Origin of the sequence: Peribacillus deserti, assembly GCF_016909175.1 — a bacterium.
Lineage (GTDB): Bacteria > Bacillota > Bacilli > Bacillales > DSM-1321 > Paraperibacillus > Paraperibacillus deserti.
On sequence record NZ_JAFBFI010000011.1, the window covers coordinates 1 to 26,851 of the forward strand.

The 26,851-nt window shown below is 40.5% G+C and carries 32 protein-coding genes; 7 read left to right on the top strand and 25 right to left on the bottom strand.

Annotated features, from left to right (window positions below):
• Nucleotides 1-113: 113 nt before the first annotated feature.
• From JOC77_RS12495 to JOC77_RS12515, 5 genes are all read right to left on the bottom strand, one after another.
• Nucleotides 114-998 (bottom strand): superoxide dismutase, encoded by an 885-nt coding sequence (locus tag JOC77_RS12495; protein ID WP_204543832.1) that lies wholly within the window; start codon nucleotides 996-998, stop codon nucleotides 114-116.
• Nucleotides 999-1,237: 239 nt separating this feature from the next.
• Complete coding sequence (locus JOC77_RS12500) at nucleotides 1,238-1,726, bottom strand: DUF3907 family protein (protein WP_204543834.1); 489 nt, start codon at nucleotides 1,724-1,726, stop codon at nucleotides 1,238-1,240.
• Between the two features lie 159 nt (nucleotides 1,727-1,885).
• A complete protein-coding gene (locus JOC77_RS12505; RefSeq protein WP_338047225.1) occupies nucleotides 1,886-2,347 on the bottom strand; it encodes a hypothetical protein in 462 nt (153 codons plus the stop codon).
• Between the two features lie 72 nt (nucleotides 2,348-2,419).
• A complete protein-coding gene (scpB, locus tag JOC77_RS12510; protein WP_204543843.1) occupies nucleotides 2,420-2,995 on the bottom strand; it encodes an SMC-Scp complex subunit ScpB in 576 nt (191 codons plus the stop codon).
• Complete coding sequence (locus JOC77_RS12515; RefSeq protein ID WP_204543845.1) at nucleotides 2,985-3,749, bottom strand: segregation/condensation protein A; 765 nt, start codon at nucleotides 3,747-3,749, stop codon at nucleotides 2,985-2,987. The genes scpB and JOC77_RS12515 overlap by 11 nt, the downstream gene beginning before the upstream one ends.
• 228 nt (nucleotides 3,750-3,977) lie before the next feature.
• Between JOC77_RS12515 and JOC77_RS12520 the strand changes: the two genes are divergently transcribed.
• A complete protein-coding gene (locus tag JOC77_RS12520; protein WP_204543847.1) occupies nucleotides 3,978-4,499 on the top strand; it encodes a DUF309 domain-containing protein in 522 nt (173 codons plus the stop codon).
• Between the two features lie 110 nt (nucleotides 4,500-4,609).
• Here the strand turns inward: JOC77_RS12520 and JOC77_RS12525 are convergent, their stop codons facing one another.
• Nucleotides 4,610-4,969 carry a GNAT family N-acetyltransferase gene (locus JOC77_RS12525; protein ID WP_204543849.1) on the bottom strand — a complete coding sequence of 120 codons (360 nt, stop codon included), beginning with the start codon at nucleotides 4,967-4,969 and terminating at the stop codon, nucleotides 4,610-4,612.
• A gap of 285 nt (nucleotides 4,970-5,254) precedes the next feature.
• Here JOC77_RS12525 and JOC77_RS12530 point away from each other — a divergent pair, with 285 nt between their 5' ends.
• Nucleotides 5,255-6,130 carry a DUF1002 domain-containing protein gene (locus JOC77_RS12530; protein ID WP_204543851.1) on the top strand — a complete coding sequence of 292 codons (876 nt, stop codon included), beginning with the start codon at nucleotides 5,255-5,257 and terminating at the stop codon, nucleotides 6,128-6,130.
• A 509-nt stretch (nucleotides 6,131-6,639) separates the two neighbouring features.
• Here the strand turns inward: JOC77_RS12530 and lysA are convergent.
• The 15 genes from lysA to spoIIM all read right to left on the bottom strand — a co-directional run bounded on the left by lysA (nucleotide 6,640) and on the right by spoIIM (nucleotide 19,851).
• On the bottom strand, nucleotides 6,640-7,959 hold the full coding sequence (lysA, locus tag JOC77_RS12535) for a diaminopimelate decarboxylase (RefSeq protein WP_204543853.1): 1,320 nt from the start codon (nucleotides 7,957-7,959) through the stop codon (nucleotides 6,640-6,642).
• A gap of 247 nt (nucleotides 7,960-8,206) precedes the next feature.
• Nucleotides 8,207-8,830 (bottom strand): stage V sporulation protein SpoVABEA, encoded by a 624-nt coding sequence (gene spoVAEA, locus JOC77_RS12540; protein ID WP_204543855.1) that lies wholly within the window; start codon nucleotides 8,828-8,830, stop codon nucleotides 8,207-8,209.
• 38 nt (nucleotides 8,831-8,868) lie between these two features.
• Nucleotides 8,869-9,291, bottom strand: a complete 423-nt coding sequence (locus JOC77_RS12545) for a stage V sporulation protein AB (protein ID WP_204543857.1) — start codon at nucleotides 9,289-9,291, stop codon at nucleotides 8,869-8,871.
• Nucleotides 9,281-9,901, bottom strand: a complete 621-nt coding sequence (locus tag JOC77_RS12550) for a stage V sporulation protein AA (RefSeq protein WP_204543859.1) — start codon at nucleotides 9,899-9,901, stop codon at nucleotides 9,281-9,283. The genes JOC77_RS12545 and JOC77_RS12550 overlap by 11 nt, the downstream gene beginning before the upstream one ends.
• Nucleotides 9,902-10,308: 407 nt before the next feature.
• Nucleotides 10,309-11,067 (bottom strand): RNA polymerase sporulation sigma factor SigF, encoded by a 759-nt coding sequence (gene sigF, locus JOC77_RS12555; protein WP_204543861.1) that lies wholly within the window; start codon nucleotides 11,065-11,067, stop codon nucleotides 10,309-10,311.
• Nucleotides 11,068-11,079: 12 nt separating this feature from the next.
• Nucleotides 11,080-11,520 (bottom strand): anti-sigma F factor, encoded by a 441-nt coding sequence (gene spoIIAB, locus JOC77_RS12560; protein WP_204543863.1) that lies wholly within the window; start codon nucleotides 11,518-11,520, stop codon nucleotides 11,080-11,082.
• Nucleotides 11,521-11,871, bottom strand: a complete 351-nt coding sequence (gene spoIIAA / locus JOC77_RS12565) for an anti-sigma F factor antagonist (RefSeq protein WP_204543865.1) — start codon at nucleotides 11,869-11,871, stop codon at nucleotides 11,521-11,523. It lies immediately after the preceding gene.
• A gap of 141 nt (nucleotides 11,872-12,012) precedes the next feature.
• Entirely contained in the window at nucleotides 12,013-13,179 is a 1,167-nt protein-coding gene (locus JOC77_RS12570) for a D-alanyl-D-alanine carboxypeptidase family protein (protein WP_204543873.1), read from the bottom strand.
• A gap of 470 nt (nucleotides 13,180-13,649) precedes the next feature.
• Complete coding sequence (locus JOC77_RS12575; protein ID WP_204543875.1) at nucleotides 13,650-14,954, bottom strand: pyrimidine-nucleoside phosphorylase; 1,305 nt, start codon at nucleotides 14,952-14,954, stop codon at nucleotides 13,650-13,652.
• Nucleotides 14,955-15,023: 69 nt separating this feature from the next.
• Complete coding sequence (locus JOC77_RS12580; RefSeq protein ID WP_204543877.1) at nucleotides 15,024-15,839, bottom strand: purine-nucleoside phosphorylase; 816 nt, start codon at nucleotides 15,837-15,839, stop codon at nucleotides 15,024-15,026.
• Nucleotides 15,840-15,842: 3 nt separating this feature from the next.
• Entirely contained in the window at nucleotides 15,843-17,042 is a 1,200-nt protein-coding gene (deoB, locus tag JOC77_RS12585; RefSeq protein WP_204543879.1) for a phosphopentomutase, read from the bottom strand.
• 298 nt (nucleotides 17,043-17,340) lie between these two features.
• The gene (gene xerD / locus JOC77_RS12590; RefSeq protein ID WP_204543881.1) at nucleotides 17,341-18,234 is read right to left on the bottom strand and encodes a site-specific tyrosine recombinase XerD; all 894 of its coding nucleotides are present in this window, start codon (nucleotides 18,232-18,234) and stop codon (nucleotides 17,341-17,343) included.
• Nucleotides 18,235-18,239: 5 nt separating this feature from the next.
• A complete protein-coding gene (locus JOC77_RS12595) occupies nucleotides 18,240-18,467 on the bottom strand; it encodes a YqzK family protein (RefSeq protein ID WP_204543883.1) in 228 nt (75 codons plus the stop codon).
• Between the two features lie 137 nt (nucleotides 18,468-18,604).
• Nucleotides 18,605-19,090, bottom strand: coding sequence for a ferric iron uptake transcriptional regulator (gene fur, locus JOC77_RS12600; protein ID WP_204543885.1), 486 nt, complete (start codon nucleotides 19,088-19,090; stop codon nucleotides 18,605-18,607).
• A gap of 110 nt (nucleotides 19,091-19,200) precedes the next feature.
• Nucleotides 19,201-19,851 (bottom strand): stage II sporulation protein M, encoded by a 651-nt coding sequence (gene spoIIM / locus JOC77_RS12605; RefSeq protein ID WP_204543887.1) that lies wholly within the window; start codon nucleotides 19,849-19,851, stop codon nucleotides 19,201-19,203.
• A gap of 140 nt (nucleotides 19,852-19,991) precedes the next feature.
• Here spoIIM and JOC77_RS12610 point away from each other — a divergent pair, with 140 nt between their 5' ends.
• Nucleotides 19,992-20,558, top strand: a complete 567-nt coding sequence (locus JOC77_RS12610) for a GNAT family N-acetyltransferase (protein WP_204543890.1) — start codon at nucleotides 19,992-19,994, stop codon at nucleotides 20,556-20,558.
• A gap of 45 nt (nucleotides 20,559-20,603) precedes the next feature.
• Here the strand turns inward: JOC77_RS12610 and JOC77_RS12615 are convergent, their stop codons facing one another.
• Nucleotides 20,604-21,791: an endonuclease Q family protein gene (locus JOC77_RS12615; protein ID WP_204543892.1), complete on the bottom strand. Its 1,188-nt coding sequence runs from the start codon at nucleotides 21,789-21,791 to the stop codon at nucleotides 20,604-20,606.
• Nucleotides 21,788-22,342: an NUDIX hydrolase gene (locus JOC77_RS12620; RefSeq protein WP_204543894.1), complete on the bottom strand. Its 555-nt coding sequence runs from the start codon at nucleotides 22,340-22,342 to the stop codon at nucleotides 21,788-21,790. The genes JOC77_RS12615 and JOC77_RS12620 overlap by 4 nt, the downstream gene beginning before the upstream one ends.
• Nucleotides 22,343-22,419: 77 nt before the next feature.
• Between JOC77_RS12620 and mciZ the strand changes: the two genes are divergently transcribed.
• Both mciZ and JOC77_RS12630 read left to right on the top strand, forming a co-directional pair.
• Nucleotides 22,420-22,581 carry a Z-ring formation inhibitor MciZ gene (gene mciZ, locus JOC77_RS12625; RefSeq protein WP_204543902.1) on the top strand — a complete coding sequence of 54 codons (162 nt, stop codon included), beginning with the start codon at nucleotides 22,420-22,422 and terminating at the stop codon, nucleotides 22,579-22,581.
• 1,088 nt (nucleotides 22,582-23,669) lie between these two features.
• The gene (locus JOC77_RS12630; RefSeq protein WP_204543903.1) at nucleotides 23,670-24,596 is read left to right on the top strand and encodes an aldo/keto reductase; all 927 of its coding nucleotides are present in this window, start codon (nucleotides 23,670-23,672) and stop codon (nucleotides 24,594-24,596) included.
• A 50-nt stretch (nucleotides 24,597-24,646) separates the two neighbouring features.
• Here the strand turns inward: JOC77_RS12630 and JOC77_RS12635 are convergent, their stop codons facing one another.
• On the bottom strand, nucleotides 24,647-24,913 hold the full coding sequence (locus JOC77_RS12635) for a YqkE family protein (protein WP_204543904.1): 267 nt from the start codon (nucleotides 24,911-24,913) through the stop codon (nucleotides 24,647-24,649).
• Nucleotides 24,914-25,095: 182 nt separating this feature from the next.
• Here JOC77_RS12635 and JOC77_RS12640 point away from each other — a divergent pair, with 182 nt between their 5' ends.
• The gene (locus tag JOC77_RS12640) at nucleotides 25,096-26,013 is read left to right on the top strand and encodes an alpha/beta hydrolase (protein WP_204543905.1); all 918 of its coding nucleotides are present in this window, start codon (nucleotides 25,096-25,098) and stop codon (nucleotides 26,011-26,013) included.
• A gap of 40 nt (nucleotides 26,014-26,053) precedes the next feature.
• Here the strand turns inward: JOC77_RS12640 and JOC77_RS12645 are convergent, their stop codons facing one another.
• Nucleotides 26,054-26,380 carry an iron-sulfur cluster biosynthesis family protein gene (locus JOC77_RS12645; RefSeq protein ID WP_204543906.1) on the bottom strand — a complete coding sequence of 109 codons (327 nt, stop codon included), beginning with the start codon at nucleotides 26,378-26,380 and terminating at the stop codon, nucleotides 26,054-26,056.
• A gap of 180 nt (nucleotides 26,381-26,560) precedes the next feature.
• On the opposite strand from JOC77_RS12645, the gene JOC77_RS12650 reads away from it, so the two are divergent.
• Nucleotides 26,561-26,752, top strand: coding sequence for a CDGSH iron-sulfur domain-containing protein (locus tag JOC77_RS12650; RefSeq protein ID WP_377337293.1), 192 nt, complete (start codon nucleotides 26,561-26,563; stop codon nucleotides 26,750-26,752).
• Nucleotides 26,753-26,851: the final 99 nt, after the last annotated feature.

Sequence of the window (26,851 nt, forward strand, 5' to 3'; positions counted from 1 at the left end):
CTTTTATTATAAACGGGTTTTCTTCCTGATGACATAGAAAAACCCGATTAAGGGGCACTTTTAATTTAGTGTCCATTAATCGGGTTATAGTTCACCGGATCCGCTCCTGCTTATTAAAAGGGAGTCCACTGAACCTGCTTCGCCCGGGCCCAGCGGTACTCTACATTCGGCCAATAAACGACCTTCCACCAGTTTTCAACATAGTCTGCACGGTTATTTTTATACTGAAGATAATAAGCATGCTCCCACACGTCCAGAACCAGGAGAGGTATGGTATCCCATTGTGTTAGATTCATATGAAACTCAGATTGCAGGATTTCTAACTTTCTAGACCGTGACGACCAGACGAGCAGTGCCCATCCGACTCCCTCTACTTGTTTAGCCGCTTCGCTGAAATGCTTCTTAAACGAGTCATATGATCCAAAATCTTTTTCTATTTGACGCAGCAGGGCTCCGGTAGGTTTGCCTCCGCCCTTAGGATTCATAATGCCCCAGAAAATTGTATGAAGATAGTGGCCTGACCCGTGAAAGGCAGCTTCTTTTTCCCAGTGCTTAAGCAGGGAGAAATCATTCGACGACCTAGCCTTTTCCATCATCAGCTCTGCCTTATTCAACCCATCCACATATGCTTTGTGATGTTTGTCATGATGCAGCCGCATAATTTCCTCGCTGATTACGGGCTCAAGTGAGTTATAGGCATATGGCAGAGGAGGCAGCTTATGCTGTCCGATTGGAACAGAAACAGCCCTCCATCCTTCTTTTCCTTTATGAGTCTGTGCCGCTTTTAATCTAACAGAAAGCATATCCGCTCTTCGTTGAAGTTCTTGAATTTCTTCCTCAATAGGTTCAGACGATTCAAGTCTTATTGCCAATTCTTTCACGTTATTGGCTAAGTCATAAACTGCCGGGTCTGATATAACTGCTCTGCCTGCTTCACTGTCAAAAATGGCTTTGATCCACAGAGATACTTCCGCAGCGTATTGTGAGAAATGAGACATTTCCGTACACCTCCATTAATAATCGTATGAGAGGAAAGTGCCGGGTTATGCTGATAAAGACACAAAAAGAGCTTCCCAAATGGATAGGAAAGCTCTTTGTACACTTAAATTTTCCTTTTTCTTACACTATACAGACGCCCTCTCAGGCAATTAAAGTTTAGTTATTCTGGCAGAAGCGAAATTTCACAATGCATATGTAATCCAGGCGAAAACTGTCATTTTAAATTAACTGCTCAAGCTTAATTAGATTGAATCATTTTTGTCCGGTAATCAGTTTCGTAGAATTCCAGCTCTTCTCTGACTGACTGAAATCCTGATTCAAGGGTTTTCATCAATGCCGTTATGCTTCCTGGTGCTTCTCCCCTTAACTTTATTGAATTTCTACCCGTATAGGCCGAACGGCTGTCTTCATACCATGAGTCCGTTTTTGGGGAAAAAAATTCTTCAATCACCTGATGATACACTTTATAGAGAATCTTTTCAGCGGCAACTTTATGGAAAACATCATTATTAAGTACAATTTTACAGGCTTCTAAATTTTCTTCACTATATACGGCTAATTTCCGAATATTCGAGAGCAAGCTCTTATAATAGAATTCATCTCCGCTTTTTTCCGCCTGAAGAGTACGAAGAGTTACAGAATTAAGAAAATCCTCGATATGATGTACCGTCGACTCTAGAAACCTCTTAACATCTTCCATCTGGTTTTGAATAATTGTATTTGCCATTCGTGTTTTCCTCCTCAAAAAATTGACACTAATTATACGGAGCCAGCTGTTTATTGCCTCCGGACTGCTAGAATACAGGTGGACAGGCCCTTATGACACCCTCTCTTAAGGCAGCAGAACGCGGCTTTAGAGGTCTGAAACAATCACGGAACTGTATATTTATTTTGTAAAGTTCTGCGCTATAAATTCCTTTGGGGAATGCAATTCATATCCGTAATTGTTTATTTCTTCAAAAACGGCCGGGAATTTATCAAAGTCCACATCCTTGAACAAAGAAGCAAAGTCTTTTTCGTTATTCAAATATACCCTTTTTCTTTGACGATACTCAGGATTCTTAATAAGAGAAACAAATCCTACAAGATCCCGAAAAAAAATCTCCCGCCCCCCTGCAGTAAAAATCGGATCCCTGGCAAAAGGGGAAATGTTATTCATTCGTTCTTCAAAAAAGCGTAAATAAAGGATTTGAAGGGATTTTTCTTTTCCATCTTCCTGATAAACAACCTCCGACTTGTTGAAGAAATCTTCGGATGTATTTGGCAATTCTTTCTCTAATTCATACCCCTTACAGCTTTTGATCAGCATTTCCTTACTCCTTCCGGCTAGCAGGATAAATAGGTGCAAAAAAGGACCCTCCCATATTCTTACGAGAGAGTCCCGGGATATTGTAATTTTAGCACAATTCTGAAAGTATTGTTATACTTCCTTTGACTCCACACTTCCAAAAAATAAATCGGCTTCATCTTCCTCATAATTTTCTTCCGAGTTTTGAAGCTCTGGTAATTCCTCAATTGTATTTAATCCAAAATAATCTAAGAATTCTTTTGAAGTTCCGTATAAGAAGGCCCTGCCCGTTCCTTCAGCACGGCCTACGTCTTTAATCAGCCCTTTAGTTACTAAAGTGTGCAGCGGCCTTTCTGTTTTGACACCTCTTATATCTTCAATCTCAGCCCTTGTAATCGGCTGTTTATAAGCGATGATAGCCAATGTTTCCAGTGCTGCCTGAGATAACCCTTGAGAGCCCGGGGATTCCACAAGTTTTTTTAATAAATCGGAATGAATCTTTTTGGTAGCAAGCTGATAAACTCCAGCAAGCTGAATAATATGCAGCCCTCTTTCCTCCGACTTATAGTCTTCATCTAGACTGCCCATAATATTAGCGGCTTCTTCTTCAGTAATTTCCATCACTTTAGAAATTTGAAGCAAGGAAAGCCCCTCATCTCCCGCTGCAAAAAGAAGAGCCTCAAGCGCACCTTTATGTTTAACTTCCAAGTGTATCTACACCTACCTTAGCTGCTACAAATATTTCAGAAAAATTATTTTCCTGTTCCACATGGATATTTTTCTGCTTCATTAATTCAAGCAGGGATAAAAAAGTAACTACAATGTGTGGTTTCTCAGGGATCGGAAAAAGATCAAAAAAGCTTACTCTTCCCTTTCTTTTATGAAGGAACCCCATTATATCTTTCATTCTGGACTCGATTGAAATCTCTTGTTTTTCAATTCTAGCATATACAGGCTTCTGCAATTTTTTTCTTCTAAGAAGTTTCTGAAGGGCTCCCAGCATATCATAAAGAGACACATCCAGCTCCTGTTTCTCCATTTCGGCCCCTGCCGAGAATTCGGATAAATCACTGGGCGGTTTTGTAAACACAAGCCCGCGGTCCTGCTCCAGCTGTTTAAACTGGCCGGCAGCATTTTTAAACGATCTGTACTCAAGCAATTTTTCAACAAGCTCATCACGCGGGTCGCTTTCTATATCGTAAGACTCGTCTGCTTCAAAATTTTGTTCTTCATATTTAGGCAGGAGCATTTGGCTCTTAATAGCCAGAAGTGTCGCTGCCATCACCAGATATTCACTTGCCACATCGAGCTCCAGCTCTTTCATAGCATGAATATAGTTTAGATATTGATCGGTAATATCCGCGACCGGAATGTCATAAATATCTATTTCAAGTCTATTAATTAAATGCAGCAGCAAATCTAGAGGCCCTTCAAATGCTTCAGTTTTCACATTATAAATCATTATATTTCACCAGATTTCTTTAAAATGCATAGATCTATTAGAGGCTATTCATAGTATAGAGGATTACATGCTATTGTCCAATATAAAACTAAAAAATAACGCTCTGTTCGGTCATCTTGTTCTTTTTACATGCATAAGGACTCCCAGTTCAGCGGCAGTATCTATCCTTAGCATCTGTTCATCCATTTTATGCTAAAATAAATGAACATTATTGAAAAGGGGATCGTGATGAGCTGTCCAAACGCTTTTATTTCGTATTTACTGGAGTTTCACTGTACTCGTGACTATTTTGAATGCCATGAAATATTAGAGGAGTATTGGAAAGAAGAGCCATCCAACAGGCGAAATCCTGTATGGGTTGGATTTATCCAGCTTGCCGTCTCACTCTACCATTACCGAAGAAAAAATATGAATGGAGCTGCTAAATCTCTTAGCAAGGCTAGAAGAATCTTAACGGAAGAAAGAGTTCAAGTGGAAGCACTTGGCATTCACTTTAAAGCTTTACTGCAGTTAATTTCCGAAGTGGAAAATGATATGCAAAATGGTAAAGAATATAAAAGCATATCTCTTCCCCTTAAAGATCCGCTGTTAGATCGGTGCCAGCGTGAAAGTAAAGAAAGAAAACTCTGCTGGATAAGCTCTAGTGATTTAACCGATTTTCATTTAATTAATAGACATAAAACCCGCGACCGGTCTGAAGTAATTGAGGAACGTGCTAAACAGCTCCTGAACAGGCGCGCACAGAACTAAAGACGCAGGAAGGGACAATAACTGCTCATAAGTAAAGTATCCCTGTCCTATAAATGAGACAGGGATACTTTTATTTAGGCCAACTTAATTCAGGGTCATACGAACAACGATCATGTCGTTGGATGGTCTGCTTCACATTTTTCAAGAAAAGCTGCTGTGAGCTCATTTGGGACTAGCTTTTTATCCGGAAATTGGTTTTTTATGGCGGATACCATATTTTTACCAACTCCCTGATGCCTGAATGATGGATTTACTGAAACATGTAAAATTTCTATTTCGTCCGCATTTAATACGGATATCCCAATAAGTCCTTGAATATCTTCTTCTTTCCAAAGAAAAAGCTGGTGGCTCTCATCTGTTTCATACATCTTCATGGTAGCCTGAAGTTTCTTAATATCCTTCTCATTAGGCATAAATGAAAGAAGTCCCATGGCAATTTTTTCAAAATTTTTCTTGTATTTAATAAGCATGTAATACTCCCTCGTTAATGTAAAGACCGTATTGTATTATTATCTAATTTCTTCCCAACTCGTAATAATCATACAAAAATTAAAAATCTTATTCAACATTTTCTTGTTTTTTAGAATTTTACTTATACTTCTTATTTGAACAAACTGACCAAAGAGCAGTGCATTTTTTATATTTTGCTTTCCGCTTTTTGAAAAAAGTGATAGTCTACTATAAAATGTGATTTAGATGTTTTCGGTGAATCATTTATAGGGATTGATCCGTCTAACAGTATAAGGAGGTTTACTATGAAGATAAAAAAATTAAAATGGTGGGCTGTCATCTTTCTGTCACTGATTGCCCTTTTACCCTTAAAAGCGTATGCCGATGCTGCCCCTGGAGATAAGATTATTACACTTGGTGAAAACCTGACTGAAGAGCAGAAAAATATGCTGCTTGCTGAATTCAATGCTCAAAAGGATGTTGAAATCGTCACGGTATCCAATCAAGAAGAACATAAATATTTAGGAAAATATATCTCACCTCGATTAATCGGCTCCCGGGCCCTGTCTTCTTCTGCCATTACATCGGGCAAACAAGGATCAGGCTTGACCGTTGATACGAAAAACATTACCTGGGTTACCAAAGAAATGTACATCAATGCTCTCGCAACTGCAGGTGTTAAAGATGCAGAAATCCAGGTAAGTGCTCCATTTGCCGTATCCGGTACAGCAGCTTTAACAGGTCTTATTAAAGCCTATGAAATAACAGCAGACAAAACGATTCCTGAAGATATCAAGCAGGCTGCCAACGAAGAAATGGTAAAGACCGCTACCTTGGGCGACCAGGTCGGCAAGGATAAGGCAGCGGCCTTAATGACCAAAATAAAAGAAGAAATGGCTAAAAACCCGCCGCAAAACGAAGAAGATATACGGACCATCATTGAACAGGCTGCCCAGGATCTTAGCATAAATCTTACTGACCAGCAGATTCAAAGCTTATTAGATCTCTTCCAGAAACTAAAGGATCTAAACATTGACTGGAAAGGCGTCGGCGAGGAGTTAGGAAAAGCAAAGGAAGCAGTTTCTAACTACTTGCAATCTGAGGAAGGACAGACTTTCTTAGAAAAACTCAAACAGTTTTTTATTAGTTTAATAGACGCTATTAAATCACTATTTGCTTAAGAAAGCGGCCGTTTTGGCCGCTTTTATTATCTTTGATTCGAACGGCATTCGGTCTTTCCACAACAATATGTTGTTTTTACCCAGCAGGTTCTTTTAGAAATCTGCAGAGGAAACGAGCCGGTAAAAATATTTTTATGGAAAATCCCTATAAAAAGCTGAAATCCCCGTAAATTCTTGAAAGTCCCCATAATTTTGATTTACCCCTCGTAAGTTTCTAAATGCCCTCATAAAATATCAAATATCCCCCGTAAACGGGAGGACCTCCAAAAGAAATGACAGAATCATATAAAACATTAAATATGGAGCATAAAAGCACTGCTAAATTATTATTTTTACTTTAACAACATGCTTTATTATGCTCTGTTTGCTAGCCACTGTGTTAACAGTACACAGCCCTTTCGCAACAAGCGGTTTTACCAAAATAGGAGGTATATATTTCTAGCCTTCAAAAAAAAAGAGCCAATCAGTTCGCGCTGGCATTCCAGAAGCTGATTGGCTCTTGACTATTCTTATTTCGCTACTTTTTGCTTTAGAGGCTTGTCATGCTTGATTAAATCTTCAAGAGATTCACGCTCAATAACAAGCTGTTCTTCACCATTTTCTACAAAAACAACGGCAGGCCTTGGAATTCTGTTATAATTATTGGCCATTGAATATCCATAAGCTCCTGTACAGAAGACTGCTAGAATTTCTCCCCGCTCTGCTTTTGGAAGAGGCAGATCCCAAATCAGCATATCTCCGCTTTCACAGCATTTGCCGGCAATGGAAACCGTTTCTTCCGGTTTATCAAGCGGCCTGTTGGCAATAACCGCTTCATATTTTGCGTCGTATAGGGCCGGGCGGATATTGTCGCTCATGCCTCCATCAATGGCCAGGTATTTGCGGATATTCGGTACTTCTTTGACCGACCCAAGCTGATATAAAGTAGTACCTGCATCGCCAACAAGCGAGCGTCCAGGTTCAATCCAAATTTCAGGCATATTTAGTTCTGAACCCTCAATTTGTTCCTTAACTTCAGCCACAATTTTCTCTACATATACAGAGGCTGGAAGCGGATCGTCTTCCTCTGTGTACCTGATCCCGAATCCGCCGCCTAAATTCAGCACTTTAGGCTGGAAATTTAATTCTTTATGCCATTTTTTCATCTGCTCAATAATTTTTCTTGCTGCCAGAATAAAACCTGTAGTTTCAAAGATTTGAGATCCTATATGGCAGTGTATGCCCAGTACATCATAACGGTCTGACTGCAGGCTGTGCATAAGAGCTTCTTCGGCCTGTCCATTCATTAAGTCAAAGCCAAACTTTGAATCTTCCTGTCCCGTAAGAATATAGTCATGAGTGTGGGCCTCAATTCCGGGTGTTACTCTGAGTAAAATCTTTGCTTTTTTGTCCAGATCTCTACAAATCTCTTCCAGCAGATAAAGCTCAGAGAAATTATCCACGACAATGCAGCCAATGTCTTCTCTTAGTGCCATTTTTATTTCTTCTTCACTTTTATTATTCCCATGAAAATGGATGCGTTCCCTCGGGAAACCTGCTGCAATCGCTGTATACAGTTCCCCTGCTGAAACTACATCCAAGGAAAGGCCTTCTTCTTCAACCAGCTGAATAATAGCTACTGAAGAGAATGCTTTACTTGCATAGGCAACCTGAGAAGAAACCCCCATTTTATCAAACGTCTCTTTGAAGCCTCTTGCTCTTTCACGGATAAGCGCTACATCATATACATAAAGAGGAGAACCGTATTTCGATACTAAATGTAATGTGTCCACTCCGCCGATTTCTAATGAATTATTTTCATTTACTCTGCTTGTACCGTAGTAATACATTATTTTCTCTTCCCTTCTGTGCTCTTCGAGGCTTACTACTCCCTATTTAAAAAAGGATCAGGCCCATTCTATATATAAGGGAGCCAGACCCTTTTTCTTTATCATATCCTTGTACAAAAAATAAGGTTCCAAAAAAAAACGAACTCTTAACAATGGTACTCTATATTTCATTTGCTTTAATTCACTAAATTATTAAACCTAAATTAACACAATATTCCCCTTTCATCAAGACAAAAAGTCCTTAAAACTATATCTCTGAGAAATCATCCATATTTTCTTCAATATATGGTGTGTTATATTGTTCATTATTAAATCCGCTTCTTTCAAGAATAAGCTCCACTGCTTTTCGCGTGATTGGCGCCCCAATATCTGCCGAATCTTTTCCAGCCATTTTCCCGATGTCGCCAACTCCCACTACGAGAGGAATATGAAGCTGATCAATACAATAAACAGTATCTCCATGAAGTCTTCCAATTTCTAACTCCGGCACCCCATTTTTGTCTACACCATAAGGAGTTAACTTTCCTTCTCTATCAATGGAAAGATCCACCCTTGTCCATTCATTTTGTCTTGTATTCGATGCAACAGCAATTAATCCCAGTACCTCGATGTCTTTATGGGAAGCGATATACTTCATCGCGGTTTCCCCAGAGCCTTCACCGATAAGTCCGCTGTCATCGAACATAACTAAAACAGGATCATACGGGGCCATTTTGATCAAATTGAGCACATCCGGTCCTGTTAATAGCGTTGGATTTCCATATGACAAAGAGATGCATCTGCCGCCAACCTCGCTTGCCACTCGTTCCACAGCACGTTTTGCGTACTCATCTCCGTCCGTTATGATGATGATTTTACGTTTTTCTGACATTGGAAGTTTCCTTTCTGTTTTGGGAGAATGCCTAATAACTATAAATCAACGAAAAAGATCCATTGAAATAACGAACCAATAACTTTGCCAAGTACAATTGCCATCATCAGCACTACAATTTTTTCCTGGACTCCAATTCGTTTTGATAAAATGGGAAGCACATTTAAGACCTCAGTCAGGGCCGCTGCGAGCATACCGTTGAATATCCCGCTGGCAAGGCCGATTGGAATTAAGATAAGGGATGGCAGATAAAAGATCGTATCTGCGAGGCTGACCCATCCGCCTAAAATAGCGCCGAGAACAACAGCCCATTCATAATGCCTGATTCTGTTTATCGTTTTGGTCAGCTGCGTTAATCGCGGTACAATCCCCAGAACCGTTAAAAATGCTACAAATCCAGAACCCACTGCTAAACCGCCCGCCAACCCTGCCACCATGACACAAAGAATTTTAATGATCATGAATATGTTTAATATTCTCCTTGTTTTCGTGCATGATCACATATTGGTCAAGATCCTGCTGATAATTAAAAATTTCAACTTCAAGCGGGCTTGGTTCATCATTAAATTTTTTCTTAAAGAAGTGATTGAAAAATAAAATCATACCTAATCCCAGTCCGATTGAATATGGAATCTGCATGATTAACGGTTTTGATATGTTTTTTCCGGTAATTAGCCTGTACAGCTTTTGGTGCACTTCCTGCATGCTGACATCTTCGTGAAAATTCATAATGGCCATAGCTGCTCCAACAAATAATAAAACCCAGACTATTATAAATAAGCCTAAAGAATGTGTTCTTCGCTTTATAATAACCTCTATTATGGTTTGGGACAGGCCAATTAACTGAATTTCAACATTAGGCTTTGAGTTTAGGATGGCCTTTATCAGCTTTGCAGAATCTAGAATAACCAGATTTTGATCTTCGGGAATTATGTGATAGATAACTACAGATTCAACTTCCCGTATTAAAGGTTCCGGGCCCACCAGTATGGCAATATCCTCCACTTTTATTTCCTTTTTATTTTCAACCTCAACACGATGGCGCATCTTGATGTATAAGATATTTTCCACTTCCGCCACATCCTGTACTTTATATACTTTATATATTTAGTATGGTTGGCTTTAAAGCGAACATACAAAACAACTTTGCAGACCAAAAATTGGAAGGGATCCCCGAATTCTATCTTGTCCGATAGCAGGCAGGAAAAACGAATTGCAGCGAGAGGCACTCGCTTTTTGCGATGGGTTCGGGAGCCTCGTCTCACGTTTATGCCTGCGGGGTTCTCCCACCCAATTCTCGCACAGGACATTGAATTACCATCCTCGAATTCTCACCGCACGAAGGAAATGTGAATGCATTTTCGAGGATCTCGCGCCTGCAGCGAAGATCAACATAGTGCCATAATCAACAATGAACTGTAACAAAGCCTAAAATCCCACCCTGAAAACAACGCCTCAAATAAAAAACCCGCAGATGATCACTCATCCATACGGGTTTTCATTTGTTTCAGAATTTTCTTTTCGAGTCTGGATACCTGAACCTGGGATATGCCGAGCCTTGATGCTACTTCTGACTGCGTCTGATCTTTATAGTATCTCAGGTATACAATAAGCCGTTCTCGTTCATCCAATTCTAGTATGGCTTCTTTCAAGGCTATTTTGTCAAACCACTTAGATTCATTAGAATCTGCAATTTGGTCGAGCAGGGTAATGGGATCTCCATCATTTTCAAATACTGTTTCATGTATGGAGGATGGTGCCCTGCTTGCCTCCTGCGCCATAATAATTTCTTCAGGCGTAAGCTCTAAATATTCAGCGAGCTCATTCACTGACGGCACTCTTCCAATGTTTTTGGATAGTTCGTCTTTAGCTCTGCGGATTTTATTGGCCATTTCTTTTAATGAACGGCTCACCTTTACGGTACCATCGTCGCGAATAAACCGCTGGATTTCACCGATGATCATCGGTACGGCATATGTGGAAAATTTTACTTCAAATGATAGATCAAATTTATCGACTGATTTCAGCAGCCCGATGCATCCAATTTGAAACAGATCATCTGGTTCATAGCCTCTGTTTAAGAATCTCTGGACGACAGACCATACCAGCCTTAAATTACTTTGGACAATTAATTCTCTTGCTCCCTGGTCTCCACTCTGGCTGCGCTTGATCAAATCCCGGACTTCGTCATCCTTTAAATGCACCCTACTTTTTTCGTTTTTGACCTCCACATCCATATGCAAGTCTCCTTAATTGCAAAAAGCATTACTTTTCGTTAATTGCTTTTTTAATCTGATAATTGTTCCTTCACCCTTGTGTGAAATAACTTTTATGTCATCCATGAAGTTTTCCATAATGGTAAAGCCCATTCCTGAACGTTCTAGATCCGGCTTCGTTGTGAATAATGGCTGCCTGGCTTCTTCTACATCGTCAATTCCTATGCCTTCATCGCGTATGGTCAATTCCACGCTTTCTTCTTCAATGGTTACCGAAATATAAACAACACCTGCTGGGTCACTTTCATAGCCGTGGATGATGGAGTTTGTAACAGCCTCTGATACAACCGTTTTAATCTCTGTTAATTCATCCATTGTTGGATCCAGCTGGGCAATAAACGCCGCCACTGCAACACGGGCAAAGGATTCATTCTGGCTTAAAGCAGAAAATTGTAAATTCATCTCATTTTTCATCTAAGCAGCCCCCAATCTTTGTAAAGCATTTTCCTCTGATAATTCCAGTTTAATAATTTTAAATAATCCGGACATATCAAAAAGCCGCTTTACTGGTGGAGATATTGCACAAACGATCATTTCGCCATGTTTTTGCTTGATTTGTTTATATCTGCCCATAACTACACCGAGACCTGAACTATCCATAAAACTTAATTCTTCAAGATTTAAAATAATGTGCTGTATTCCGTGCTTCTCAATGGCTGCAGATGCTTTTTCTTTTAACTCCTCTGCAGAATGGTGGTCAAGCTCTCCACTCAATCGAATGCACAGGATGTTATTCTTAATTTCCTGATTAATGAAAAGACTCACTATTTACAGCCTCCTTCTCTGTCTTATAGTGAGTCAATTCTAGATAGTCTTTACATATTCCTTCAAGAGTGACAAAACTAGTGTGAATTCTCGTATATTAGCGGGAATTACCTATAATTAGACACTTCGGGAAATACCTCTTTATTCACTCTGGGTAAACATGCTGAAAGATTGTTTGAAGTTCTTCCACCAGCCCGCCTTTTGAATATTTCCATTAGCCACAATCGCTGACTCAGATATTGTTTTGCCATCTTTCATTACGAGGAGCGTTCCGATCCGTTCTCCTTTATATACAGGTGCTTTCAGGTTTTTATTAAGAACTAATTTTTTGGTGATCCCTTTTTTTGTTTCTCCTTTTTTAGCAAGTACAGAGATAGGTTCGCCCGTTACTCCTTCTACCGTATTCCTGCTGCCTTTACTGACGAATATATCTGTAAGCTTTTCCCCTCTTTTGTAAACTGGATAAGTTTGATAATGAGAGAAAGCAAAATCAAGCATAGCCGTAATCTGAGCATTGCGGTCTTTTGGTGTTGGTGCTCCAAATATTACCGCGATTACACGCATATTATTTTTCTTCGCAGTTGCAGTCAGGCAGTATTTAGCTTCTTGGGTAAATCCAGTCTTGAGTCCATCCACACCTGGATAAAATTTAACCAGTCTGTTTGTATTCACCAGCCAGAACTTTTTATCAGAGTCTTCACGGAGGTAGTCTTCATATGTACCGGTGAATTTCGTTATTTTTCCATCATATTTTAATAGCTCTTTGGCCATCATCGCCATGTCAAAAGCGGTGCTGTAATGGTCCTTGGCAGGAAGACCCGTAGGATTTTGAAACTTTGTATGAGTTAGACCAAGTTCTTTAGCTCTATTGTTCATCATATCAACAAAGCCATCTACAGATCCGGCAATTCTTTCAGCCATTGCTACAGCAGCGTCATTTCCTGATCCGATCGCTATCCCTTTAAGCATTTGTTCAGCAGTCATTTCTTCGCCTGGTTCGAGAAAGATCTGTGAGCCTCCCATAGAAGCCGCATATTCGCTTGTACGAATTTTTTCATTCATGGAAAGCTTTCCTTTTTCAACCGCTTCCATGATTAGGAGCATAGTCATAATTTTTGTCATACTGGCTGGAGGCAGTTTTACGTGAGATTCCTTATCGTATAAAATTTTGCCAGTATCACGTTCTATTAAGATTGCGGACTTAGCCTTGTCAGCCAATTGTTCTGAAGAACCTTCAGCAAAACTTTTTGGCACACCAAGCCCAATTGAAACGAAGAAAAGGATTGCTACAACAAACATGCGTTTCATGCCATACCCTCCTATTATCGATTGGAATTTTCGAGAACCTATGAATTTTAACTAACAGCCTTCATTTTTTCCATATTATCCAGTTTTATACAAGAAACCAGGCAGGAGCGGAAGAATTATTTCTTTTACCGGAAGGTCTGTTGATATACTCACATCGGAGGTTTGGAAAAACTGTTTATCAGTACTTTAGCCGTGAAAAATAATGATCTTTTAGAAAAAAGCGTTAAACAGCGGGACTTTTTAGCTTATTAATGTAGGTTTTATTGCTAAATATGGAATTGGAAGGTTTTAGTATTCGCTATCATGGTGAGCTGATAAGCTTTACGAGGGATAATTGCAGCTTTATGGGGAAAAAAATTTACGAGGGGTAAATGGAAGCTTTTAAGGCATCCCTGAATTTCAAGACCAAACAAATTGTCTCCAAGGTTTAAAAAGGCTCCTCCACAGCAGTCTGTGAAGGAGCCTTCTATTTAAATTGTAATTTCCTCATAAACAAGCACTGGTTTTTGTACTGGATGTTTTGTTAGTTTTATATTCTCAAGCAGCAGGCTTTTAACCTTGCTGATGTCTTCAAAGTTACTGTGAACGGTAACAAGAGAGTCACCTTTCTCAACACGATCACCTATCTTCTTATTGAGCATAAGGCCTACTGCCAAATCGATTTCAGATTCTTTAGTAGCTCTTCCTGCTCCGAGAAGCATTGCGGCTGTACCGATTTCATCTGCTGTCATTTCTGAGACATAACCATCTTCCTGTGCCTCTACTTCTATCATATATTTTGCCTGCGGAAGTTTCTCAGGCTGGTCGACAACAGAAGAATCGCCGCCCTGTGATTCGAGAAACGTCTTGAATGTTTGAAGTCCTGAACCATCCTTCATTGTTTGGACCAGTTTTTCTCTTGCTTCTTCTAAGGAATCCGCCTTCTCCGCAAGAACCACCATATGGCTTCCTAATGTCAGACAGAGTTCCGTTAAGTCTTCAGGACCCTCGCCTTTCAGCGTATCAATGGCTTCTTTCACTTCTAAAGCATTTCCAATCGCATATCCCAGCGGCTGGCTCATGTCCGAAATAACAGCCATCGTTTTTCTGCCTACATTGTTTCCGATGCTTACCATAGCACTTGCTAAGGCCCGTGAATCTTCAAGCGTTTTCATAAATGCTCCAGCACCTGTTTTAACATCTAAAACAATCGCGTCAGCCCCTGCTGCAATTTTCTTTGACATGATGGAGCCGGCAATCAGCGGAATGCTGTCTACCGTAGCGGTTACATCACGTAAAGCGTATAATTTCTTGTCTGCAGGAGTAAGATTTCCGCTTTGGCCGATCACAGCAATTCGATTTTTATTAACAAGATCAATAAATTCTTGATTTTCTATTTCAACATGGAAGCCGGCAACAGATTCTAATTTATCTATTGTGCCCCCTGTATGCCCTAGGCCGCGTCCTGACATTTTTGCCACCGGAACACCCAGTGCCGCTACAAGAGGTCCTAGCACAAGTGTAGTTGTGTCACCTACACCGCCAGTACTGTGTTTATCCACTTTTATTCCCTTAATTGGAGACAAATCAATCTGGTCACCTGATTGAACCATCGCCATAGTGAGGTCCGCTCTTTCCTGATGGGTCATATCTTTAAAATAAATAGCCATGGACAAGGCACTCATTTGATAGTCAGGAATAGAACCATCTGTATATCCGTTAATGATAAATTGGATTTCTTCGGCAGAAAGTTCTCCGCCATCTCGTTTCTTTTCAATTAAATCGACCATTCTCACTAAAATCACCACTTTTAATTATTTAAACTGCTATTAATAGTATTGCTGAAAGATGACAGCCGCTGAAAATTAAGGAAGTTCTTTAACAATTTCTTTAATCAGGTTCAGGAAGCTAGATTTTACTTTTTCAGTAGTTTCTATTACTTCATCGTGTGAAAGAGGCTGATCTAGAATTCCCGCTGCCATATTGGTTATACAAGAAATACCCAGCACGGAAATGCCGGAATGACGGGCCACAATAACCTCCGGCACCGTAGACATTCCTACAGCGTCTCCTCCAAGAACCCGGACCATTCTCACTTCAGCAGGAGTTTCATATGTTGGTCCTGACAGACCCGCATAGATGCCTTCTTTTATAGAAAGACCCAGGCTAGCAGCAGCCTTTTTAGCTATATGCTGATATTCTTTGGAATATGCTTCAGACATATCCGGAAATCTAACGCCGAATTTATTATCATTAGGACCGATTAAAGGGTTCGTCCCTGTGAAATTTATATGATCTGTTATGATCATTAAATCTCCTGCTTCAAAGCTTTCGTTGACTCCTCCTGCAGCATTTGTAACAATGATCTTTTCTACACCCAATAGCTTCATAACGCGGACTGGAAAAGTAACCTGGTCCATCGTATATCCTTCATAAAAATGAAATCTGCCCTGCATGGCTATTACTTTCTTTCCGGACAAGTCGCCATAAACCAGCTGGCCTGCATGCCCCTCAACAGTAGACACCGGAAAATTAGGAATTTCTTCGTATGGAATTTTCACTTCATTTTCAATTTCATTAGCAAGAACGCCAAGTCCTGATCCTAAAATAAGACCGATGACAGGGGCATCCTGAAATTTTTGTTTTAAATAATCGGCTGCCTCGTTTAATTTTTCATACATGGTTTATTTCTCCTCTCCCTGGATTTCAGCTAAGAAACTCTTGCCATGCTCGGGCAGATTCACATTAAAATTATCCGCAATCGTTGCCCCTATATCAGCAAAAGTTTCTTTGACTGAAAGCTCCTTCCCTTTCTGTATCCCCTTATAATGAACGATTAAAGGAACATACTCACGTGTATGGTCTGTTCCAGGATGCACTGGGTCATTGCCATGGTCTGCCGTAATAATAAGCAGGTCGTCATCCTTCATTTTTCCTAATACCTCTGGCAGCCTGGCATCGAATTCCTCAAGCGCTTTTCCGTATCCAATTGGATCACGCCTATGGCCGAAAGCGGCATCAAAATCAACCAGATTCAAAAAGCTTAAACCGGTAAAATCCATATCAAGTGTATGATTTAATTTATCCATGCCATCCATGTTAGAGGTGGTCCTAAAGGAGTCTGTAATTCCTTCCCCATCATAGATATCAGATATTTTCCCAATCGAAAGTACATCCAGCCCTGCATCCTTTAATTCATTCATCACTGTGCGGCCGAACGGCTTAAGTGCATAATCATGCCGATTTGGAGTCCGTTTAAAGTGATCCGGCTCGCCGACAAATGGTCTTGCGATGACCCTTCCCACCATATATTCTTCTTTTAATGTCATCTCACGTGCTATTTTACAAATCTTATACAATTCATCAAGGGACACAATGTCTTCATGCGCTGCAATTTGCAATACAGAGTCCGCTGATGTATACACGATTAACGCTCCTGTTTCCATATGCTCTTTCCCAAGTTCATCTAGAATTTCCGTGCCGCTTGCAGGCTTGTTCCCAATGATTTTTCTTCCTGTTCGTGCTTCCAGCTCCTGAATAAGCTCTGCAGGAAAGCCTTCAGGAAAAACTTGAAACGGCGTTTGTATATGAAGGCCCATGATTTCCCAATGCCCGGTCATAGTATCTTTTCCATTAGAAGCTTCCTTCATCTTTGTAAAGTAGGCTTTTGGATTTTCCGCTTTTTGAATACCCTGGATCGCTTTGATATTAGAAAGTCCAAGCTCTGCCATGACAGGCATGTTTAGACCATTCATCCGCTCAGCAATATGCCCCAGTGTATCAGCACCTTCATCACCGAACCTTTTAGCGTCCGGAGCCTCGCCAATACCAACCGAATCCATGACAACCAAAAAGACCCGTTTGAATTTTTTGTTTTGTTCCATACAATCTCCTCCAAATCTGTTAAACATCTTTCGTATTTTACTTGTATGTTACCCACAGGATTGTAATTTAACCGATTAGATTATGTAAAAAGTCAGAAGTCTGACAACCTCATTTTATACGAAGGCAGGTGTATAGGACAATCAAAAATTTATAAAATAGTCCGCTTTTATTTCATTCCCAGCCAGAACTTCCTGGTTCATGACTCCTCTCAATCGTTCATAGCCCTGGCTTTAAAGTATTTAGTATAGAAAAAAGCAGCCGAACATTATCGGCTGCTTGCTCTTAAAGTCTATTAAACTATGCCCTTGGATGAAATTTCGTATATACATCTTTCAGCCTGACATTGGTAACATGCGTATAAATCTGGGTGGTTGAAATGTCAGCGTGGCCGAGCATTTCCTGGACCGCCCTGAGGTCGGCCCCATTGATCAGCAGATGAGTTGCAAAGGAATGCCTTAGAGTATGAGGTGTAAGCTCTTTCTCAATCTTCGCTTCCTGTGCTAGTTTTTTTAGTATTTTCCAATAACCCTGCCTTGTGAGCTTGCTGCCATGATGATTTAAAAAGAGCGAATCATTTTTGTTTTTCTTTTTCACGAGCAATGGGCGCCCCTTATTGAGATAAACATCAATCGCTTGAAGTGCAGCCTGTCCGATTGGAATGATTCTTTCTTTATTTCCTTTTCCTATGCATCTCACAAACCCCATGGATGCATGTACATCCGTCAGCTCTAGTGAGATCAGTTCGCTCACACGCATACCAGTCGCATATAGAACTTCGAGCATGGCTTTGTCCCGGAGGCCTAATGGACTGTTAGTCTTTGGGGCACCGAGCAGCGCCTCCACTTCTTCCATACTCAGCACCTTTGGCAGACTTCTTTCGGCTTGAGGACTTTCAATATGTACAGAAGGATCGTGGTCTGCCGCTTTTTCCCTGAGCAAAAATTGGTGAAAAGAACGAATGGAGGCGATGTGACGTGCAAGAGTTTTGGATGACTTCCCCTGCCCTTTTAAATGTGACAGAAAGTGGATGATGCCAGCGCGCTGACAGCTGTTCCAATCTTGTATCTGTTCCACATTTACTAGGAATTTCAAATAAGACTTTAAATCTCGTTCATAGGAGATGATCGTATTATGTGAGAGCCCCTTTTCCACTGTAAGAAAATGAAGAAAGTCTCGTACTTGGTCCTGCATTCATTTTACTCCCCATTCTTATAGAACAGCAGCAGCCGGTCAAACCAATTTCCTTCAGAAGATTGAACTGAGTTTGATACCTTTATTGCTGTCCCTTTTGGTTCATCATACCGATGGTAATCTTCATATTCCTGGTTGAGCCAGATCATACCGAAATAAAAGAGCATCGTGAAACTAACAAATAATATAAATACCTTCGCCGTATGAAAAATTAAATTGGCAGAATACTTCATAGGACAGCCCTCCGTTCTTATACTAATTCAATCTATGCCCAGACAGACAAGATTTATACCTGAGAACGGTGCCCTTAGCCTAATTAAAATTCATACTAATAAACCTTTTCCAAAAAAGAGGAAAAGGCTGATCCTAATTATAAGGTTATGTTTATAGGAGATTGGGAATCTTCAGCATTCTCCATTTTCGCCTGGCATCTGTGGCAGATACCGTGAAATGTCAGCCTGTGATCCTTAATCTTAAAATTCCAGTCACGCTCAACAACTGTTTCTACTTCACCCAGTAAATCTTCCTGGATTTCGTCTACAGCGCCGCATTCTATACATACCAAATGATGGTGGAAATGAGCCGCTCCTTCTTGTCTCAAGTCATAGCGGGATACTCCGTCACCAAAGTTGATTTTGTCAACGATCTTTAGTTCAGTTAATAATTCAAGTGTCCGATATACAGTTGCCAATCCAATTTCCGGCGACTTCTCTTTTACTAGGAGGTACACATCTTCTGCACTTAAATGATCCTCTTCGTTTTCAAGCAAAACCCGGACGGTAGCTTCTCGTTGAGGAGTTAATTTATAACTGGACGAGTGCAACAGTTTTTTTATTCTTTCTATCCTGCTTTCCATAACTTTCTCCCTCCCTCGCCGCTGTCTTTCTTATTATAACAAATGAGGAAGGAGTGTCAAAATATAATTATTATAAACAAGCTATTGTAATTATTATTAATTAATAACTATTATTCACTCCCTACCAGACTGACCACATGTTTCATAAGCTGAGGCGATAAATAGGTTTCTACGGCCCCTGCCGCTAAAAGCACGGCTACGGCACAGGCAAACGATAGAAAATATTTTACAATAACAGGCTTCAGAGGATCCCTTAGCTGCTTCATAAATAACCTGCGGATTATTTTGATAGAAAGAGAGAGAGCCAGAGTAGTAATGAGAATAAATACCGGCACAATAATGATGTTCTGCGGAAAAATGGAAACAAAAGCAAGCAGGAACCCGTTGAAGCCCATTTGATTAACTAAAAAGCCAACGGTGAACCCTACTACCATTCCTTTTAAAAACAGTAAAATTAATATGATAGGCAGACCAATAATGGAAATCCCCAGAATCCAAATCAAACCTACATATTTAACATTATGATTAACCGTCTGCCAAAAGATGCCGTCGATTGTATCAACCCTGCCCTGCTTAACTTGTCCAAAAAATTGTGATAAGTAGTAGAAGAGGTCTTCCTTCTGGCTAAAACTTAAACTATTTACAACAATCGCCCCAAATATGACTCCCATTAAAAATAAAATTGTTATAAAAAGATATAGTGAGGAATGTTCTTTGATATGATTAATGGCTGCAAAAGTGACTGCGGATTTTTTCTTCATTTTTCTTCCCCCCGATTAGCTTAATAGATTATATGTAAAATATGTTTGGAATTATGACTGCAGTTGTTCAAAAATATCTGTCCACTGAACAGATCCCGTGATATAATTTCTAACAATTTACAGATGGAGGCGAAAACAGTATGAATGCTATATTGCTGGACTTTCCGGAGAAAATTGAATCAGAGCGACTATACATACGCCCCTGCCAGCCTGGTGATGGACAAAAGGTTTTCGAAGCTATTCAAGCCTCTAAGAAAGAGCTCAGCCAGTGGCTTCCCTTTGCGCAGAAACACATGTCTCTCGATGAGGTAGAAGAAGGAGTCAGAAAATCGTTTTCTAAATTTATTACCAGAGAAGACATCCGCCTTCATATCTTTCGGAAAGAAGATGACCAATTTATTGGCAGCACGGGGCTGCACAGGATGAACTGGGACATTCCCAAATTTGAAATTGGGTACTGGGTCGATTCCCGCTATGCTAAAAAAGGGTATATAACGGAAGCTGCATCGGCTTTAACCAGATTTTCATTTGAATTCTACAGGGCAAAGCGAGTGGAGATACGATGTGATCCTGATAATATAGACAGCCGAAAAATACCGGAAAAGCTGGGCTTCACATTAGAAGGTATCCTGCGGAACGATTCTTTAAGTGCAGATGGTAAACACCCAAGAGATACATGTGTATTTTCCAAAATAGCCAGCCAATAACAAAAGGAACAGAAAAAAGCCGGCGCTTTCTTCTGTTCCTTTTATTTACTTTCTATTTTTATGTAAGACTCTTACCTTTCCATATCGGCCTCCTCCCCCAGCTTCAATAACGAGCTGCCCTTTCCTGGCAAGGTCTATATATTCTGCAATCTTTTCCGGCACCACTTTCTGCAGGTCGGCCGCAGATGCTCTATGGATAATGCCCATCTCTGTGCCAAAAGCATCCAGAAGACGTTCCATTAGCTTAGGTCCCAGTCCCGGGATAAATTCTAATGGCACCTGATGAATGTATGCTGGCCTTTTTCTCGGAACAGGGTTTGGGAAATAGCCCTTTAACTCCTGGATCCTTTTGGATACTCCTTTAATAAACGTTACGCCTCCGCAGCTGCCGCAACTCTCTTCTTGCCCTGTTATCTTTTCCTGGCATTTCGAGCAGACCGTCTCATGATATTTGCCAAGCAGCGGGTTTAAACCATAGTTTGATTTAATCCTGCGTCCCTCTTTTTCCTGAAGCGCCCAAGCTAACTCTTTAAACGTTGGCTGGGCTAATTCGAGTGCCTGATACTCTCTGGCAATCTTTCCTAAAGAATGGGCATCAGAATTTGTTATAAACACATAAGGATTTAACTCTTTCAGCCCTTCAGCCATAAATGTATCCGAACTAAGTCCCAGTTCGATTCCATCTATTAAGTCTGGATCAAAAACCTCCTGAAGGCTTTTTGAAACTCCTCTTCCAAATAAACTCTTAAAAGGGGTAAACACATGCGCTGGTATAAAAAGGCCTTGCAGCTCCTTCACTTTTTGCTGAAGTATGACTGCATTCACATATATTCTTTGAGAGCTTAAGCGGATATTTTTTAAATGGCGCCCCATCCAGCCTGAAAACTGTTTCATTGCCTTTAAATTTGGGAAATAAGCCAGCACATGAATGGGCCCTTTACAATTTTTATCATATATTTCGATCTCAGAGCCGGGAATCAGCACTAAATCCCTGTACTTTAGTCCGCCGCCATTAAGTTCTGTCAGTTCGCCTGTGCACACCATTTCTTCCATTTCCTCAATAACTTCAGGAGAATGGGAATCTATTATGCCTATTAAATTCAGTCCTTTTCGATAGTTAGCCGTCTCAAGAACATTGGCCAGGGTTAATGATTTAGCTCCCGTTATTTTCACTGCTTTTCCGCTTCTTGTTCTGCCTATATGAATATGCAGGTCTGCATAATAGGTGTTCATTTTTTTGGGGCGGCTGCCTCAAGCTGCAAATATTGAATGGCATAGACCGTCTTGGCATCATATATTTTTTGCTCTTTCATAAGCTTGACCATTTCTTCTAAGGTTACTTCAAGGAGTTCTACAAACTCGTCTTCATCTAGTGAAGCAGCGTTTTCCTTCTTTTTTAATCCGGTAGCAAGGTACACATGAATAAGCTCATCAGCGAAGCCAGGTGAAGTATAAAAACCGGTTAAATACTCCATCTTTTCACACTCATAGCCTGTTTCCTCTTCCAGCTCCCTGATTGCGGTGGATAGCGGATCTTCCCCTTTTTCCAGCTTCCCTGCCGGAATTTCTACCAGAGTTCTTTCCATAGGCTTGCGATATTGTTCTACGAGAACGATTTTATTTTCTGGTGTAATGGCAATAATAGCTACTGCACCAGGATGTTTCACAATTTCTCTCGTGCTTTTTTTCCCATCGGGCAATTGTACTTCGTCCACTTGAAGGGACACAATTCTTCCAGAAAAAATATGTTTCGTGGCCAGCGTTTTCTCTTCTAAATTTTTCATTATCATTTACACTCCTAAGTTCTATTAACCTATTGCTTGTTCATACATTTTATCATAATTAGATTGGAGGTCGTTGTATGAAGGTTTTTGTAGCTGATAAGAGCATTATCCTGACCGGCAAAGCCTGGGAAATAAAACGAAAACTGCTTGAATATTCTCGAACCCATCATTTAATGATAGATTGGATAAACTCCCTTCATACACCTGATGGTAAACCGCCAATAAAACGGATTAAATAGTAGTTTCCAACACACACGGCCCTCATGATATATTTCCCAATTATTTGAGGATTCTTACCGTGTAAGCTAAAATATTGGGTATACATAGAAAAGCGGAAAGCGGTGCCTTCCTGAACAAATTATTATAAGCTCAATGGCAACGGAAGTATATTTAGAAAACTTACTCAAAAGGAAGGCAGAGACCCGAACAGCATAAGACGAGCAGACCATGAGAAGCGCTTTATCTTCTCATGGACTGATTGGCTTATACTCGAGGGTCTCAGCTTGGAGCTCGACAACTAGAAAAGCGAAGGACGGTGCATTTCAAATATAATCACTTTTAAGCTGACGCAGAAACTGATTGTAATCCGTTAATTCGTTGAAAAGCAGACACCCGGCAAGCATAAGGCGAGCAGGCTGTTGAAAACGATTTTTCTTTCCATAGACTGATTGACTTATGACTCGAGGGTGTCCGTCCGGAGCTGGACAACACCGAAAAGCACAGAACGGTGCCTTTCAATGGGAAGAAATATGATGCAGAATGTATTTCCAACTCTTTCAGAAAACAATACTATGTTGAAAGGCAGACACCTGAAAGGCGTAAGAAAACGGCAGCGAAAGGCCGCACTTGCCTTTTGATGGCGATTGGCTTATGACCGAAGGTGTCAGTTCGGAGCTGGACAACTAGAATAAGCGGAAAGCGGTGCCTTCCTGAACAATATATTATAAGCTCAATGGCAACGGAAGTATATTTAGAAAACTTACTCAAAAGGAAGGCAGAGACCCGAACAGCATAAGACGTGCAGACCATGAGAAGCGCTTTATCTTCTCATGGACTGATTGGCTTATGACTCGAGGGTCTCAGCTTGGAGCTGGACAACTAGAAAAGCGAAGGACGGTGCTTTTCGAATATAATCACTATTAAGCTGAATGAGGCAGAAACTAATTGTAACCCGTTAATTCGTTGAAAAGCAGACACCGGCAAGCATAAGGCGAGCAGGCTGTCGAAAACGATTTTCTTTCCATAGACTGATTGGCTTATGACTCGAGGGTCTCAGCATGGAGCTGTACATTATATACTCATTTTTTTGGCAAAGGGGCGTTGAATTGTGGAAACTCGCAGAATTGGCACATCTGATTTATATGTGAGCAAAATCGGTCTTGGCTGTATGTCACTGGGAACTGATGATCATGAGGCAGGCAGAATTATTCAAACCGCATTAGATGAAGGAATCAATTATTTTGATACAGCAGATTTATATGACGCAGGAGAAAATGAAACGATAGTCGGCAAAGCTTTAAAGCCTGTCCGCGATCAAGTGGTTATTGCCACTAAGGTGGGCAACAAATGGAATAAAGAGCGGGATGGCTGGACCTGGGATCCTACAAAGGCCTATATTAAGGGTGCAGTTAAAGACAGTCTGCAGCGTCTTCAGACCGATTATATTGATCTATATCAGCTGCATGGAGGAACCATCGAAGACGATGCCGAGGAAACCATAGAGGCGTTTGAGGAGCTGAAAAAAGAAGGCTATATTCGTTACTATGGCATTTCGTCCATCAGGCCTAATGTAATCCACAGGTTCGCAGACATTGCGCCCGGCCTCACCTCCAATATGATGCAATATAGTATTTTGGACAGGCGCCCTGAAGAGTTAATGCCTTTATACGAACAAAAACAAATAAGCTTAATAGCACGCGGCCCGGTTGCCAAAGGCCTTTTAACGAACAAAATGCTGGACAAAGCTTCAGAGAAAATCAAGCAGAATGGCTATCTTTACTATAGCTTTGAAGAGCTTCAGCGAACGCTGAATGAATTGAATACTCTCTTTCCGGACCGTTCGCTGAACGAGGTTGCCTTACAATATATTCTGGCACATAGTTCGGTAGCTTCATGTATTCCTGGAGCAAGTTCCGTGGACCAGCTTAAGGAAAACGTAAAGGCCGCTAATGGCAAGCCTTTAAACGAAGCTGAATTGCGCGGGATTAAAGCCATCAGCAAAGCGGACATTTATGCAGAACACAGAAGTGAATAGAAAAAATCAAGCCACCCGTTAAGGGTGGCTTCATTTATCCCTTCAAACTCTTATTTAAACTTGCGCCAATCGGTTGTGCTTTCATTAAGCAGATCTTCAAAGCTTTTATTTTTTTCACGTTGTTTTCTTTCTTCTTTTTTACGCAGCTCTTCCTGCTCTTTTGCCAAAAGCTCTTTTTGGGTCAGCTCATTCTGTGCTTCCTTAAGCTTTGACAGCATATCCTGGTTAATAAAATCGCCAAGCGTCATCTTAGTATCATCGGTTTCTTTACGTTTATATGTTTGGTCTGATTTATGGTTTTTTGATTTTTTCTTCATGTAAATTCCCCCTCTTACTTCCTTAAGTATATCATGATTTTTCCCTAAGCCCTATTCACCTTACTTAGAGAGGCAGCCCTCCCTGGCCTGCATTCTCATGAGAATTTCTATATCAACATTTGCTCTTGGCATGCTCTTATATGGTAAAATAGACTAGTAATTATTTCCAGTTGGAGGCCTTTATGAAAAAGACGAAAAAATGGTGGATTGCTTTATTCAGTGCCCTTTCTTATATTATGGGAATTGGTTTATATTTCTCCAGCCGTGTGATGTATATGAAAAAGAAAGACGATGCATTTATACGCGACAGGGAGGCCAGAGCAAAGAGGTACATCGCAGCGGATTATGAATCTCTCCCGAAAACATCTGTGTCCATTCCTTCCTCTTTCGGGTATTCCTTACATTGTGTCTTTGTCCACCCTCACAAAAGCAGCAAATGGATGGTCTTTTGCCATGGTGTCACAGAAAGCAAAATAAATTCGATTAAATATATGAACTTGTTTTTAAACCGCGGCTTTAATGCCGTGATTTATGATCATCGCAGACATGGTGAATCCGGCGGCGTTACAAGCAGTTACGGCCATTATGAAAAATTCGACCTGGATACTATTATTACTGAATTGCTTGAACGAGAAGGACCAGATATTATCGTTGGAGTTCATGGGGAATCTATGGGTGCTGTTACAGCCCTTCTTTACGCAGGAATGATGGAGGACAAGGCGGATTTTTATATTGCAGATTGTCCTTTTTCCGACTTTACTGAACAGCTAAAGCATAATTTGAAGAAAGAAGTTCCACTTCTGTCGTGGATGATCCTTCCTATTGGCAGGTTATTTCTGAAGATGCGTGATCGATATTCTATTAAAGAAGTTTCTCCTATTAAACACATTGAAAACATAAAAAAACCGATTCTATTCATTCACAGTGCAGCAGATACCTTCATTCTCCCGGACATGAGCTCAGCACTGTATGAAGCTAAAAAAGGGCCGAAAAAGCTCTTCATTGCCGAGAATGGGGCTCATGCCCAATCCTACAATGAAAATCAGAAAGAATATGAACAAACCATTGACGACTTTCTACATGAATATGTCCTGGATTGAGTAAGGAGCCGGCTGTAATTTACAGCCGGCTCCTCCCTTGTTAACGTGTATAATCCAGAAAGCTTAATCGAGGATTTATAATTTGGTTAGGACTTGTCAGCTTGAAACAATTACTAGTTTCTACAAAGCTTATCTGCATCCTGTCATCCAGGAAAATAGCTTTTGATTTTTCTATATATAACGGACCTGCATTTGTCTCGACTTCCTCTTCACCAGGTGAAATTTCCGTTTCAAGCCATAAGGCAGTAACTCCGCTTACCACACAGCCGCATCCGTCGGTATCATACTTTAATTTAAGGAATCCTGATTTGCCTCCGATTTTTTCGGCCAGCTTTTTTTCCGCTTCCATTGTCCACTCAATCTGCATATTAAAAACTCCTTCATTCAGGGTTTATTTAGAGAGGACCCTGTCTAATTACTTTTTACTATTGTATATAGTAACACCTGAGAAAAGGATTTCAAATGAACAAGACTTAAGATAGGATAGAATTTATACTAACATTTTTGGAAAGGGTGGATGTTTGTGTCAAAGGTGCAAATTAAGGTTATGGATAATGGCGGTTTTCGTGTAACTGGCGATGTTGAGTTAATCGATATGGAGGGGAATGTGTTTCCAGCGAAGCCGGCCTTCTCTTTGTGCCGCTGCGGCCTGTCAAGTAATCTTCCTTACTGCGATGCTTCCCACAAAGGAAAATTTAATTCTGTTGTCCGCGCTCCAAAACCCTCTGAGGACAAATAGCGTCTTAAAAAGAAGCTGAGCTCTCAGCTTCTTTTTTTGTAAATGCATCATCTGGTTAGGAAAGCAGGCATATGTTAATAAATGAACTTTTGCCGGCAA